General features: G+C 60.6%; 11 protein-coding genes. All 11 read right to left on the reverse strand.

Features of this window, described 5'->3' with window-relative positions; genetic code table 11:
- Positions 1–254: 254 nt before the first annotated feature.
- The 11 genes from imm45 to tssF all read right to left on the reverse strand — a co-directional run bounded on the left by imm45 (position 255) and on the right by tssF (position 14,676).
- Positions 255–575 (reverse strand): Imm45 family immunity protein, encoded by a 321-nt coding sequence (gene imm45 / locus ACSMEV_RS06270; protein ID WP_459207667.1) that lies wholly within the window; start codon positions 573–575, stop codon positions 255–257.
- Complete coding sequence (locus tag ACSMEV_RS06275; protein WP_459207668.1) at positions 576–5,135, reverse strand: RHS repeat-associated core domain-containing protein; 4,560 nt, start codon at positions 5,133–5,135, stop codon at positions 576–578. It lies immediately after the preceding gene.
- Positions 5,136–5,186: 51 nt separating this feature from the next.
- On the reverse strand, positions 5,187–5,615 hold the full coding sequence (locus ACSMEV_RS06280; protein WP_459207669.1) for a DcrB-related protein: 429 nt from the start codon (positions 5,613–5,615) through the stop codon (positions 5,187–5,189).
- A 50-nt stretch (positions 5,616–5,665) separates the two neighbouring features.
- Positions 5,666–7,624, reverse strand: a complete 1,959-nt coding sequence (locus ACSMEV_RS06285) for a type VI secretion system Vgr family protein (RefSeq protein ID WP_459207670.1) — start codon at positions 7,622–7,624, stop codon at positions 5,666–5,668.
- 71 nt (positions 7,625–7,695) lie between these two features.
- Positions 7,696–8,211, reverse strand: a complete 516-nt coding sequence (locus ACSMEV_RS06290) for an Hcp family type VI secretion system effector (protein WP_459207671.1) — start codon at positions 8,209–8,211, stop codon at positions 7,696–7,698.
- A 132-nt stretch (positions 8,212–8,343) separates the two neighbouring features.
- A complete protein-coding gene (icmH, locus tag ACSMEV_RS06295) occupies positions 8,344–9,147 on the reverse strand; it encodes a type IVB secretion system protein IcmH/DotU (protein WP_459207672.1) in 804 nt (267 codons plus the stop codon).
- Positions 9,148–9,210: 63 nt separating this feature from the next.
- Positions 9,211–10,548 carry a type VI secretion system baseplate subunit TssK gene (gene tssK, locus ACSMEV_RS06300; protein ID WP_459207673.1) on the reverse strand — a complete coding sequence of 446 codons (1,338 nt, stop codon included), beginning with the start codon at positions 10,546–10,548 and terminating at the stop codon, positions 9,211–9,213.
- Between the two features lie 39 nt (positions 10,549–10,587).
- Positions 10,588–11,385 carry a type VI secretion system lipoprotein TssJ gene (gene tssJ, locus ACSMEV_RS06305; RefSeq protein WP_459207674.1) on the reverse strand — a complete coding sequence of 266 codons (798 nt, stop codon included), beginning with the start codon at positions 11,383–11,385 and terminating at the stop codon, positions 10,588–10,590.
- Positions 11,382–11,939 carry an FHA domain-containing protein gene (locus tag ACSMEV_RS06310; RefSeq protein WP_459207675.1) on the reverse strand — a complete coding sequence of 186 codons (558 nt, stop codon included), beginning with the start codon at positions 11,937–11,939 and terminating at the stop codon, positions 11,382–11,384. The genes tssJ and ACSMEV_RS06310 overlap by 4 nt, the downstream gene beginning before the upstream one ends.
- Positions 11,936–12,952 carry a type VI secretion system baseplate subunit TssG gene (tssG, locus tag ACSMEV_RS06315; RefSeq protein WP_459207676.1) on the reverse strand — a complete coding sequence of 339 codons (1,017 nt, stop codon included), beginning with the start codon at positions 12,950–12,952 and terminating at the stop codon, positions 11,936–11,938. Before tssG ends, ACSMEV_RS06310 begins: the two co-directional genes overlap by 4 nt.
- A complete protein-coding gene (tssF, locus tag ACSMEV_RS06320) occupies positions 12,916–14,676 on the reverse strand; it encodes a type VI secretion system baseplate subunit TssF (protein ID WP_459207677.1) in 1,761 nt (586 codons plus the stop codon). The genes tssG and tssF overlap by 37 nt, the downstream gene beginning before the upstream one ends.
- Between the last annotated feature and the right edge of the window lie 3 nt (positions 14,677–14,679).

Below are 14,679 nucleotides of genomic sequence, written 5' to 3' on the forward strand. Positions count from 1 at the left end.
TCGTAGTTCTGTAGTGTTCAGTTTCTAAAGATCTCTTTGAATAATTTAAAATCTTAATACACCACGAAAGATTCAGCTGAGTCTACGTCGCACAGGTCAATCTTGCTAGTCTTGGCCGGGCTATCAGTATGGCATTGATTGGAGACTAAATTAATTTGGGGTTTGTTAATGTTATTGTAATGAGAGTCACGTGCTCTGAGCTGAAGATTTCTGTGATATTCAGCGATTTTTGAAGTGCGCGGCTCTCACTTTGCTCAGAGGCTTGTTGTAGGGTAACGTCTAATAAGATACACCTCAGATGCATCGCACTCTTGGTAAATCCACTTTTCCCAGTTTGATATTAACCACTCGGCTCTGACTCCGCGCCCCATGTATGATTCGCACTCTTTGGGAAGCTTGACTAGAATCAAGCCCGCTTTCTGTCCTGTAGTGACGACAAGTCCGAATTCAGATGCTTCATCTGGCATGCTAACGAACATGAGGTCTACAAAATCCTCGTATGGCCATTTGGCAGGAAAGCGCAGAACAGCTCCATTAGGTACGATATCTTGAGCGTGATCAATCAATTTTTTCATTTACTTAACTCTTATGTCATGTCCGCCACTTGGATCAAGTGAATTAAATATTGGATTAAGACCCATGTCAACCTCACCTAAGTGCTTGCCATTTTTTAAGCTGGTCCGCTCAAATCTTCCATGTTGAGAGTCGATAGAGTAATAATGCTTGTCGTCCGTATAAATCGTCCGGCCTCTGTTGAGTCTTTCAATATTTTTTGCTCTTTTCCAATTCCGCGCATTGGCTACTTGGCTAGCCATATCCCGAATGATTGCGATTCTTTCATTTGTACCAAGCTTAGCGAGAATCCTCTCAAAGTCAGATACCTTTTTTCCGTCCGGTAGAAGGTCGCAAGACGTCCAGCCGATCGGGTCAGCCCATAGCAGTGGGTTTGGAGCGTATAGATAGAGGTTGGTCCCGCCCTTTAATCCTATAGGATCGCATTGTGTATAACGACCTGTATCTGGATCAAAATATCTAAAAGTATTGTAGTGCAGGTTGATCTCTCGATCGAAATACTGTCCTTGATACCGTATATTTTGCTCAAAAGGGAATCTTTCGTTATACCATTCAGTTCTTGTATTGCCCCATCCTTTGTAGTTACCGCGCCAAAGTATCTCGCCATTTACGTCTGTCTGTTGTTCCGGTAGGCCGGCAAGGTTGGTATGAAAATGCTTTACTATATCCTGCCCGCAGTTCCCGTCGACTCTTGCCAAAGGTTCATGGCTATCCGAGTTCGAGTAAACGTAGCTGGCTGTTAGCCCATTCTGTTCTTCTTGCATTAAGCGCAGACCTTGCCAGCTGAACGACACGCGCTTTTTGAGTTCACAGCGGCCCTCCTCGTACACCTCTTTGCCAACCCGTCTGCCCAGCAAATCGTAGCGGAAAATCACATGCTCATAGGTTGAATTTTTGTATTGGTCTACAGAAGTTAGACGGTGCTCGGCATCATATTCGAAGTACTGTATCCAATTACGGCCAATCCGCTTCTCACAAAGCCGCCCAAATCGATCATACCGATACCGCTTATCCTGATACACTAATACCCGGTTATGCTTGATATACCCATTCAACTTGGGCCCATCAAACAGATTTCCCGCCCGGTCATACTTGTAATCCTCAACCCGAGTCGCCTGCCAGTTCGGACGTGACTGGTGCACCGTCTGCAGCTGTTCATTGCGGTTATACCCATACCGATTATTGCCGGTAAAACTCTTCCCGGTATGAGGCAAGTCATGAAACCGCCCGATAATCTTTTCAAGGTTGGCATGTTCTTCGTTGCCAACACCGGACATGCCCCTGCGTTGAGTCTGGGTCAGTACTTCAGCGACCAGATTGTCACTCGCGTCATATCGATAGGCTTTATCCAGCAACGGCAGCGTTTCGACAGGCGCATCGCGATAATGGATCGCCTTGCCACTCAGGCGTCCGCTTCTGTCATACCGGGTACGCGTAATCAGGCTGCCTTGAGTGCGCAGTACTTCATCATGCATGGCATCGCGTTCGAAGTCGCTGATGACACACCCATCCAGGTTGATCTGGTGCAGGTGGCCACTGCCGTAGTACAGGTAATTGAGTTTTCGCTGATCTGGCAGCGTCAGGGTTTGCAGGTTTCCCAGTTGGTCGTAGCAGTATTCCAGCAGCCCTGCGTTGTTGGTTTCGCTCAGCAGTTGCCCGACGCTGTCATAGGTAAATTCCAGCTGCTGCTGGTCGCCCTGGTTGTTGGTAAACACGATTGACAGCAGGTTGTCGGCGGTGTCGTAGTGGTAGTCGGTGACGCCATCTTCGGTACGCTTGCGCACCAACCGGCCCAGTGCATCCCGTTCGAAGTCATGGCGAATCGGGGTCGTTCGTGTGGGCGGGGCGTTTTCGGACAGTGGCGCTTGCTCGTGAGGAGAGGGAACCTGGGTCAGGCCGGTGACTGCATCGAGCACGTCGTATTCGTAGATGCGTCCGCTGCCGTCCAGATCTTCTTGCGCGACCAGTCGATCCAGACCGTCCCAGCCGAAGCGATACGATTCGTTGTTTTCATTACTGAGCTGCAGCAGTCGGCCATAGGCGTCGTAACGAAACCTGACGCTGTAACCCATGGCATCCAGCCGTTCCACCAACCGGCCGCTACCGTCGTAGCGAAACCGCAGAATCTTGTGCGCGGGGTCGATGTTACGCGTGAGCTGGCCGGCGATGTCTATTTCGTAGCGATCGATACGCCCACCCGGCCGTTCGCTTTCGACCAGGTAGCCGCGGGTGTCGTAGCGGAACTGCGTTTGTTCGCCCCGCGCATTGATGCTCTGGCTCAGGCGGCCCTGTGCGTCGTAGTGATACAGCGTCTGGCTGTTGCTGCAGTCGCGGTAGCTGAGCAACTGGCCACGGGTATTCCAGGTCAGGTACTTGTGCTTGTCGAGTGCGTCGGTAATACGCGTGACGCGACCTTGGGGATTGTATTGATACTGGGTGCGGCGGCCCAGCGGGTCCTGCTCCCACAGCACATTGCCGCGCGTGTCGTAGCCGTAGCGTCGCGTACGCTCTGCAGCCTCTTTGACCTGCACGGGCAGCGCCCAGTGGCGCAGGTAGCTGATGTGCTCGCTTCGTCCAAGTGGGTCACGGGTTTCGATCAGGCGACCGATCTCGTCGTAGCTGTACCGCCACTCACCGCCTTGGGGGTCGATGCGCCTGATCAACTGCCCGGCGATGAGCTCTGCCTGCCAGCAGTTACCCAGCGCGTCGACATGTTTGTAGACGTCATACAAAGGGCCCCAGCAATAGAGGTCTTTACGACCCAGCGAGTCAGTGACCAGGGTTTCGCCAGCTTCCAGGTCGTACTGGAACTGGTACGCCTCGCCATCGCTGCCCCAGTGGCGAATCACTCGCCATTCATGATCGGGTTGCGGCTCGAGCAAAGGGGGCAGGCGGTAAGGGGTGCCGTCTGCGCGCTTTGCCGTGGGGCGTTTTTCCGGGAGGGTGAAACATGCCCACTCATATTCGCGGACGGCACCGCTGGCGAGTTCATGCCGCTTCAGATAGCCCGCCTCGGTATAACTGAAGCGGCGCACCACTTGCCCCGTTGCATCCAGAACTTCTTGCAATTGCCCGCTGCGGGTATAGCCGTAGCTGACCAACACTTCGACCCGTTCGATCGCAATAGCATTGCCAGCGGCGAGTAACACGCGCGATACCTTTGACACGCGTCGTGCATGCCCGGCTTCGTAATGAAGTTGGGCAACCGTCTGGCCATGAGGATCATAGAGTGCTTGCAGGCGACCGTGAGGGTCATAGAGCACATCAACGAAGTTGAGGTTGCGGTCGCTTAGCCGGGTGAGTCTCGAACGACTGGAGTTGTGCGGGTCAACTTCGAAGACTTTGTAGCGCCCTTCATGAATGTCCTCGACAACGGTCCGGCCTTCTTCCAGCTGAAAGAAGGCCAGGCCGTCCACGACACTGACGAATGCATTGCCAGCGCTCAGGTGGCCAAGTTCGAGTCGGTTGCCTTCTTCATCGATGTAGATCCACAGCTCGCCGCCTTCAGGGTGAGGGACGCGCAGCAGCTCGACCTCATAAGGGACGCTCCAGCCCTGGCCAAACAGGCCGCCGTCGCGGATATCCCTGCTGTCGTAACGGCGCGCCCAAACGATACCGAGCAGGCCAGGCAGGCTGAAGTCCGTATCTTCGGGGCCGTCTTGGAACTTGCTGCCAGTGGCGACAGCGACGGGGTTGCCTACCTTGCAACCTTTGACGCGTCCGAACCGTCGGGCAATGAGCAAGCCCGCGATGATCCCGGTAAACATCGCGATTTTGCTTTTGCCGTTGTGCACATCACGCACCGTGGCCGTCCCACCGCCAATGCGTACATTGGGCGAAACGTTCTGGTTCACATCGATCTTGGCGTCGCAGGTGGTCTTGTCGCCCGAGCGCGCTGCCGGTTGGCCGTTGATGAAAACCTTGTCCGACCCTTGTGCAATGTAGTTATCGGGTAGCGGCGGGTGGCGGGTACAGGAAACCTGGTCTTCAGGCTTGGGCGTAGCGCCCGGATCTTTTGCCGTGGTCACCGGCGGGTTGAAGATGTCGCGAACCGCCATGCCCAGGCTTGCCAAGGGAAGCAGAAAGGACAGCGCGGTCGAGGCTACGGCGCCGACGTTTTCCAGGATGGAAGGCTCGGTCTGCTCGGTATCGGCTGCTCCGCCGCCTGGAGGGTCGGTGATACCGGCGGCACGTGCGGCAGGCTTGCTGTTGATGAAAACATTGCCCGACCCGCTCATGATTTTTCCGCAGGAAGCAGGGGCGGCCACACTGTTGCCGAGGCTGTCGCAGAAGCTGGAAATGGCCTCGCCGATGGACTGGTCTTCGCCGGCAGACAGGCTGCTGATCGCACCCACCGCCACGCCCGCGACGGCAGCGATGGCGATGCCTGCCGCGCCGCCCGTGGCTACCGTGCCGACTACGGCGAAGCTGATGGCGGCCGCTGCCGCAGCGGTGGCAGCGGCATAGATGACGGCCTCGGCAGCTGCGCTGAGCAGTTCGGCGACCAGCGAGGGGTGAAGAATGTCATCGCCCAGGCGGGCGGCGTGAACGATCTGCGCCATAGGTTGTGCGCTCCAAAGGGATTGATGAAGGTGTCGTGGGTCGTGGCAAGGTCAGGCGAGTCGAAGCGTCTGTTTGATCGCACGCCAATGCTGGATATCGCCGTCATTCCAGGGGCCAGGCTTGCTGTAGTTGAGCACTAGCAACCGGTGTTGATCGGGTATCAGGCAGGCGGCCTGGAGTTGGAAGTTGGGCGTATCGCCCACCTTCAACTCGATCGCCATTTCGCGAGCTTCTAGTTGTTGATCGTTCCCCAGGCGCACAACTTTGGAGTGCGTGAAGGTCATGGCCTTGGACTTGTCGCGCAGTATCCGCAGTTGCTCTTCGAGGGCTTCGTCCAGCGTTTTGCCAGGGGCGACCGGGCTGCGGGCGATTACCAACGTGGTCTCCCGGGTGCTGAAGCGCAGCATGTTGAGGGTCAAGTCTTCAGGCACCTCTTCGCCCAGATTCAGAATCACGTCGTGCGTCAGGTATTCAGTCATTACACAGTCCTTGGTGGAGTTCGGGGACGGCGGGCCAGTGCGAGCAGTCATTAGAAATGCCCATCCACTTCGGCTTTCAAAGCACCACTCTCGCGTCCGGTAGCTGCGGCCCCCGCCTGCCCGCCTTCGGGGTTAAGGTCGAGCTTTGCGGCAGACGTGTTGATCTGCCCGGTCTGCTGGCCGGTGAGGTTGAAGGTTTCGCAGGTAATGTTGAGAGTGCCGTTGGCCTGCATCTCGATCAGCGTTTTGCCGCACTTGAGGCGCAGGGTGTTGCCGGCCTCGATCTCGTAGTCGCCAGCAACCAAGTCGTTCTTGCCGCCGCCGACTTTCAGCGTGTCATTGGCCTTGACCACCCTCAGGCGATTGCGGCCGATGGCGATGTGTTCGTCCTGGCCCACCTGTTGGGTGCGATCGGCACCGACCGAGAGGGACTGGTCGTTGTTGACCTGGGTGTTTTGATCCTTCTGTGCGTGGATGAACACTTCCTCTCTGCCCAGCTCATCCTCGAAGCGCAATTCATTGAAGCCCTCCCCCTTATGGGTCTGGCTCTTGAGCGTCATGCGCGTCTTATGCGCCGGCAGGTCGTACGGCGGCAACTGATCGCCGCAATAGGTGCGCCCGGTGATCATCGGCTGGTCAGGGTCGCCGTTGACGTAATGGATGATTACGTCCTGGCCGATGCGCGGGATGGCCATGAAGCCCCAGCTGCCGCCGGCCCAGCCCTGCGATACGCGCACCCAGCAGGAGCTGAACGCGTTGTTCTGGCTCTCGCGGTCCCAGGGGAAGCTGACTTTGACCCGGCCCCATTCATCGCAGTAGATCTCTTCCCCCGGCGGGCCTACCACGGTGGCCATGTGCGGGCCGTCGACCCGGGGTTTTTCCAGGGGGGCTGGGCGCCATTCGATGCGGCCAGGGACCAGCACGGCGCTTTGTTCGTATCGCGTGCTGCAATCAACGCCGGCGGCTTCTTCCTGCAGGCTGGTGAACTGGCTGCCGCTGTGGACGAGGGACTGCACGCGCCAGTGGGCGTTGAGGTCATCGCGCGGGTGGCCGGTCAGGGTGAAGCTCAGGCCTGGTTGCAGGCGCATGTCGTCGCCCTGAACCTGCGCGGTGCGTACGTCGTGGCGCAGGGCGGTGATGCGGTTTTCGGTGAAGGGTTTGCCGACGATGTCGCGCTTGTAGCGCCCGGGGTAGTCGAAGCGCTCGTAGTCGGTGGCCTGATGCGTCAGGAACGGGCCGCTGGCACGGTGTTCCTGGCGATAGGCCGGGTGGGTGAAGGTGTAGTCGCGCTGCACCTGGCGCGCGGTGCGCACTTGTTCGCTGTATTGCAAACGGTGCAGGCAGGGGGTGTCCGGGTCGCCGCCGCCGTCGGAGCGGTACAGAACGGTGTAGGGCGTGCGCGGTTCGTCGAAGGCCTGGTCTTGTTCATCCGACTGGATCACGCCGAACGACTGCACGCGATCCGTGATGATCAGCGTGTGGGTCTTTTCGCTATGGGCGAAGCGGTAGACGAAGCCTTCTTCAGCCGCTAGCCGGGCGATGAACGCCAGGTCCGTTTCGCCGGCCTGCACACAAAACTCGCGGACCTGGTGGTCGAGGCTGACATTCAGTTGGTACTGATCAATGCCCTGACGCTGCAGCATCAGTTCCAGAATTTGCGGCACAGCCTTGTGCTGGAAGATGCGCCAGTTCGAGCGCAGTTCGGCACGGGCCAGGCGGGGTTCGATTCGCGCGTGGTAGTAGGTGCGGTAGAAGCCGCTATCGCCCTGGCTGAAACGGCTGACCAGGCCGTGCACATGGCGCACGGGGCGCTCGCCGTCCCAAAGGGTGAAGAGCACCGGCTGGTCGAGCAGCAGGCCGAAGTCGATGTCGTGGTCGAAGCTAATCAGCGTCAGGTCCAGCACGAATGGGGTACTGATCGCTTCTTCGAGCTGGAATGACACCACTTCGAATTCGGCGTTTCCAGCCAGGGGCTGGAAGCTGTAGCGCAGGTGGGATTGGCTAGGCATGGCAAGTCCTTGCACCGCTGAAAGTTTCGAAATCCCTGGCGGCGCCTGCCGGCCAGGGATGTTCAAGCAGGTCAGACGACCGGCTTGCGCCAGTCATCGGAGCCTTCGGTACTTGCGGCGACGTGTTTCCAAGTGATCTTGCGATAGGCCAGGGAAACTTCGATCAACTGAGTGAAGTCGGCGTTTTCCTTGTTTTGGGCATGGGGCAGCGTGGTGTTGATATCGACGATGGTGGCGTCCGTCAGCTCGGTGGTGAAGAAGTGCTCCTGCTTGCCTTCAGTAGAGGTGCGGTACCAGCTGACTTCGACGGTTGGCAGCATTTCGCCACTGGCCAGCGCCTGGTACATCAACGGCGTGGCCTTATTCAGCGAGCTGGTGAAGATGAAGGGCTTGTGCACCCTTTGACCGGCGGGTTGGCCGCTTTGCGGGTCGGTCGGGACGGTGACCTGGTGCTTTATTTCCTGCACCAGGATCTCGTCTTCATGGCCCTCGACGAACACGTTGCCGACCGATTCGGCGGTAAAGGCTTCTGCGGTGATGTTGCCTTGGGTCTGGCCCGTGATCTTGATGTAAGCGGGTGTTGGCATGGCAGTTCTCCTGCATCCATGTGGATAAAACACGCGCACTCAACGTGGCGTGGCCATCGGGAGCGATGGGCTTTTCAACGAGGCAACGGCCTCGTCGAGTCGTTGAAGCAGGTTGCGCCGAGCAGCGCCGGGTCACTGCTGCAAGATGCCGTTGAGCGATGCCAGCACCTCACTGGTGATCAAATGCAGGCGGTAGTGGTAGACGCCGTAGGCCAGCGCCATGGCGGCGGTACTCATCAGCAACGGGCTCCACCACGGCCATTGCTGGTTCATGCGGACATTGCGCGGGGCCACGTTGGCGTAGGGGTCGCAGAGGTGTTCCGGGGTCGGGCCGCGGCGTTCGCGGATGATCCCGTGGAGCTGATGGATCAGAGCGTTCAAGGACTCGTCGCCCTTCGGCGCGATGGCGTACTTGCCCTTCAAACCCAGGCACAGGGCGAAGTACATGAACTCCAGTACGTCCTGGTAGCGCTCGGGCTCCTGCATCAGGCGGGAAAGCACGCTGAAGAACTTTTCCCCGCCCCAGGTTTCTTCGTGGAAGATGCTCAGCAAGGGCTCCTGGCTCCAGCGACTGGCCTTGCCCCATGGCCGCTCCATGACCGCTTCGTCGATGAGCAGGCACAGGCCGTAGGAGTACGCCAGCGTCTGCGCAGGTTCGTAGCCGTGCTGGCGCATCTCTTCGCGCAGGGTGTCGACTTGGTTGCGGACCTGCTGATGCACTTCCGCGAGATTGGGCAGGGCGTCGAGGGTGCGCAGGCGTATCACCAGGCCGAACAGGGGGGTAGCCGCGTCAAGCATGCGGTTGGTGAAGCCGCCCCTTAGCTGGAACTCCGGATCGGCGAGGTAGCCCGCGTGAAGCGGCGCTGCGTCAGTCGAGCGTTCCGGCGCCGCAGCACTGGCAGGCGTGTCAGCGCCTTTTTCCAGCAACACCTGCAAGTGACTGCGTTGCTGCGGTGCTGCGGTGCTGCGGCACTCACAGGGGTGGTCTGTTCGTTCATATCACTCACTCCTGATCGCCCAGAACTGCAGCTCCAACCCAGGGAATTCCCCGGCGACGTGGATACCGAAACCGTTGGAGCGGGTCATGCCGGCCCAGGCCGGATCGCGGCGGTCGAGCTCGAAATAGATGAAGCCGGCGTGGAAGGGCAGTTCCCGCGGCGCTACGGGCAATGGCACCAGGGGAATGCCTGGCAGTTGCAGTGGCACGGCTTCGTTCAGCGACTCCAGCGACACCACCTTGGCTTTCTGCACGAACACCTGTCGCAAGGTGTGCGGCGGCAGGTTGGCGCTCACGGCCAGGATGAAGTCGGCCTGGTCGATGAGGCGACGATCGTCCAGCGTGGTCGTCATCACCCCGTACTCCAGCGTCTCCAGGGGCAGGGAAATGGCGCGCGGTTGCAGCACGGTGCTCAGTGCCCGGCGCAGTGTGTCCTGCAATGGCTTGAACGAAGCGCGCAAGGCGTTGTGGTGATACGCGGGGTATTCCTGGGGCAGACGGCTCTCGTCAGTGAAGGTGACGAACTCGCCACACGCCTGGCTCATGCACAGGTACAGCTGCTCGGGGTGGGTCTGGCCTCGCCGGGCCAGGTGCTGGAAGCACGGCCACCAGCGGTTCATGGCTTGCAACAGGTTGAAGTCGCGAATGTCGGCGATGCCGGATTGGCCGGACCCGCCGAGGCGTGCGGCGAGGTGGCGGGCCCGTTCGCGCAGGGTGTGGCTGATCTCTTCGAGAAAGCGCTGCAAGGCAGGCACGGCGCGCACTGAAACGCTGGTGGGGTAGAAGCCCTCGTCCAGTTGCAAGCTGCCATCGGGGCGGCGCTCGAGAATCCGCGCCAAGGCCAGGCGGGTATAGGCGCTGCTGTCATCGGCCTTGCGCTTGAGCTGCAGGTTGGGCACGGCCAGATCGACCTGGGCCAGGTCACCGTCGGCGCTATGGGTGTCCTTGATGTCTTGGGCCTGCGCGCTGTAGCGCAGGTTGCCAGGGTCGTCCGGCCAGCTCACCTCACGACCCCCCTCGGCGCGCAGGGGCAGGCACAGGTAGACCTCGCTGTCCTTGGCGCCGTCGTCCTCGATTTCCAGCGGCGGTGGCGGCGGCAGGTCGGCAGGGATGTCGAACACCGTGCCGTCCGGCATGATGCCCCGCGCGCGGGTGATGGCGATCTTGCCCAGGCTCAGGTACTCGTCATTCAATTGTAGTTCGCTGAATCCGTAGAAGGCCGCATTGAGGCTGCCGAGGCGCTGCAGCAGGGCCGCTTCGCTGGCGCGGGCCGCCTGCTGGAAATGCTGCGGTTTGACGAACAGGCCTTCTGGCCACAGGACGGGGTTACGTGAACTCATAAGCGCTCCATAGCGGCGAAAGTGAGCAGGACCGGGCGGTCATCGGTCTTCTTCCTTGAGCAGGACCTGGCTGTCCTCGAGCAGTACTGACAGAACGATGTGGTGACCGCGTGGCGGTACGCGCAGGACCTGGCTCCAGGTGGCGTCTTCCTGGTTGCGGTAGTCGGCAATCACCGCGACGAAGCGCGTCTCTGGCTCGAGGGGGGAGAAGGGGATGAACTTGAACTGGCCGGGCCACAGCAGGTAGTCGTCGTCCCGGACGTAGGTGCTGCGCAGCGCCTCGGCCGGGTCCTTGTCCAGCTGTTGGTAAAAGCTGTTGCGCAGCAGCGAGTCGTCCCGCAGCTGCAGGATCTTGACGGCCATGGCGGTTGCGACTGGCTCGGCGGTCACGGGGGCGAGGCCGGGCAAGGTGAGCATCACGGTTGGGTCGTCGTAGCTGCCGGGGGTACCTGCTTCCATGGGGGAGCGCGGTGGCTCATCGTCCTCTGTGTCTGCCGTCACGACGGGAGACATGGCGGGGAACTGGTCCTGAAGGTACTCGAGCAGGGCACCGACCTTTTCGGTCAAGGCTTGCGGGTCGCCTGCGCTCAAGCTGACGGCGTAGGGACTGGGTTGCAGTGCGGCCAGCGGTTCGATGGGCACTGCGACGCTATACGGGTTGCCGTTGAGCGTCGGGCTGGCATTGATGCTGAAGGCGACTTGGGTGGGATGCTCGCTGGGCGGCCCGACCGGCATCGAGGGGTTCATGATCACCTGGCCGAGCTTGCTCAGAACGGTGCAGCCCGGGAGCGCCATCAGTGCCGCCAGCAGAGCGGCCATGCACGCTTGACGGGTCATGGTCGCTCTCCTGCGATCAGGCGTTCCAGCGGGTCTTGCCGGTCCGGGGCGGTGACGACATCCAGTGCCGCCAGAGGGTCGTTGCCGTGGCCAGGTTCAAAGAGCGATTCGATATCGACGGCGTCCTGTTTGCCATCTAGCGCCGGTCGCCACGCTGGGGTGGGGGCTTCGAGCAGCCACTGATCGAAGGAGGTACGTTCAGGGCTGATCAAGTCCTCCAGCGAGCACGACTCGACCTGCGAAAACTGCATCTGCAGTCGATAAGCGCCGATGCGCAGGCGATCACCTGCGGCTAGCCGCCTGGGGCCGAGCGCGCCGACGCTGCCCAGGTTGTCATTGAGGTAGGTGCGCTGGCAGCGGTCGATAACACAGAAGCTGCCCTCGATCCAGCGGATCTCGCAGTGGATCGGCGCGACACCGCCGTTACGGTCATTCATCAACCAGGTCGCGCCACGGCTGCCGACGGTGCCGCCTGCGTAGCCGAACCGGTGCCAGGCGCTGACATTGTGCAGCAGCTGCTCGAGGTTGGTGATGCTCAAAGTCAATATGCTCATGAGCGCCCCCGGAACCGCACGACCGGGGTGATTCGCCCATGACGGTCTTCGATGAAACTGGTCCAGCCCAGGTAGGCGCCGTGGTCGGGGTGCAGACAGAACGAGGAGAGAGCGTTGCGCTGCAGGCGCAGCTCCAGGTCGTAGGCCAGGCCATCGCGCAGTAGAAAGTCGATCAACGCATGCAAACGATCGAAGTTGATGCCGCCGGGCAACAGCTCGCGCAACTGCCTCTGGTCGAGTTCGGCAATGACGACTGTGAACTTGCTGCTGCGGGTGCGGGTGCGACTGCCCACCACGAAGCTGTTGCCCAGCTCGCCATTGCCGCGGCCAAGGCTGACCCGTTGCTCGGCCGTGGTGACCACCGAGCGGCTTTCGAACTCGCGAATCCGTACCTGCTTGAGGTCGAGACAGTGGGCGATGATGCCAGCGACGGTGCCCGGCGCGCGGCTGCGGCTGGCGATGACTCCGGCGAAGCTGAGCAGCCGGCTCCAGGGCAAGGCCGTGTCGCCGCGCAGTTGCCTGTCGTTCAGGCCTAGCAGGGCAAAGATGTACTGCGAGAAACCATCGCGGGCACCCGGCTGAAAGCGGATGTAGTAGCGGTACTTGCGCCAGATGCGGTGCAACAGGCTGAGCAGGTAGTGATTAAAAAAATCGAAGAAGGCCGGTCGCACGCCGATGCCTTGCGCATGCTCATGCGCCACCTGTTCCAGGTAATAGGAGGGCAAGGGCGAGTCCGTGCCATGCAAGCCCATGAACGTGGCGCAGACGCGGTAGCGGTCCTGGGCCGCTGGCATGTACTCGGCCTTGTACACATCGGCGATGGGAAAGGTCAGGCGCGGGTCGCTGGTCAGGCGCACACGCTGGCGGGTCGCCGGGTCTGGCCAGCGCGGCTCGAGGTCGTCCCCATGCAGGCCGTGCAGGCGTTCCAGCAACTGGAAGAAGCTGTACCGGTGCGCCTCGGCAAGCAGCCTGGCGGCTAGATCAGCGGTTGCTTGCCGGTCTGGATGGGCCATGTATAGCGCTCGTTGTTGGTGGTGTTGATCACTTCCAGTTGATGGAAGGAATTGATGCTCGCGTACAGCGCGAAGAAGTGCGCCAGCACGCAGCCGAACAGGTACAGGTCGCCTTCGCAGAGGAAAGCTGTCTGGTCCAGCTTCAACTGCGTGCGCAGGCCGCGGATCGGCTGGCCCTTGATCAGCCAGTCCAGGGGGGCGGTGTGGATATCGCGGATGCCTTCGAGGCGCTTGTGGGTGGTGCGGGTCTGCTGGATGTCGTGCAGGGCAGCGAAGTCATACGCACGGATCACCGCCTTGAGTGGCTCGGCCGAGAGCAGCGACAGGTAGTTGAGGGACATGTTGGAGATCAGCGCCCACTGCAACTGGCCGTCCAGTACCGGCCGACAAGGACGGGTCGGTGCACGGAGGTTGCTGTAGGTGGCAAGCGGGGGAGTGACCTCCGAGATCACGTTGATGTCATCCACCCCCAGCGCCAGCGGCAGGTCGCGATTGGTGCAGGTCAGGTCGATGGAAGCGGTTTCCAGCTCGCCGATATAGGCGTTGGCGTCCGCACGCACGAAGGCGATGCGGTGCGTGACGCCGTCACCGCGCAGCGATTCCGCCACGCTGTAGCGGTAGTACAGCGCGGTGCGCCCTTGCACGTGCTCGATCTCGTGAGCGAAGGACTCGAACGGGCGGAAGGTGCGCAGCGGCACGTTGGCGTCGTTCGTCGTGCGGGTGCTGGTGACCTGGTCGACGCTGAAGATTTCGTAGGCGTGCCGCTCGGTGCCCTTGGGTGTGAGCTCGAACTGCGCCGCCGTGCTGGATAGGTTGATCGGCTCGGCACTGTGTGCGAACAGATTGACCGCAGGGGTGCAGTGCAGGCTGAAATCGGCCGTGCCGACACGCAGCGCGCCGGGCAGTGGCCGGGTGAAGTGGAATTCGACGCTCACGTGCCGCGCTGCCCGAGCGGGCCAGATCGTCTCTAGACCGGTCAGGGCGAAAAAGTGAAAGCGCTCGGGGAACACGAAGTATTCCTGCAGGATCCGGTAACCGTCGAAGACGTTCTGCGGGTAAGGTAGCAACGCCTCTTCGGGGCTGAAGCCAGGGAACACCACGCTGCTGCCCGGTAACCGGCGAACCTCGTCATCGATCGTCACACTGACCTGCTCGAGGTACTGGGCAAGCCACAGGTATAGGGTGCGGGCGGTCTGCGTGTCTCCGCCCAGGTGAACGTCGATGCGGCGGCAATCCAGGGTGTTCAACGGACGTTCGACCAAGGTCTGCAGATCGATGCGAACCCTCGCGCGATCGAGTGTCTGGGTCGCGCGGACCGCCTCGATGGCGAACGGCTGAATGTCCACCTCGGTGCAGGTACGGAACTCGCAAGGCACACCATCCACAGGTTTGGAAAATAGCCGTGAGCCCTTGGCGATACGCTGGGACTGGCTGAGCGCCTGCTGGCGTGGCGTGAACTGGACGATCGTCGCGCTGGGCAGCGGTCGCAGGTAGTTGGGCCATAGCAGTTGCAGCATCGGCTGGGTCAGCTCGGGAAGGTCGTCTTCCAGCTTCAAACGCAGCTTGGCCGTCAGAAACGCGAACGCTTCCATGAGGCGCTCGACGTCCGGGTCGCTCCCGCCCTTGCCGAGCAGCCGGGCCAGTTGCGGGTTGTCGCTGGCGAAGTCGTTGCCCAGTTCGTGCAGGTAACGCAACTCTTCGCTGAATCGGTCCTTGAGCGACATCGG

It is taken from the genome of Pseudomonas sp. MLB6B (assembly GCF_054508135.1).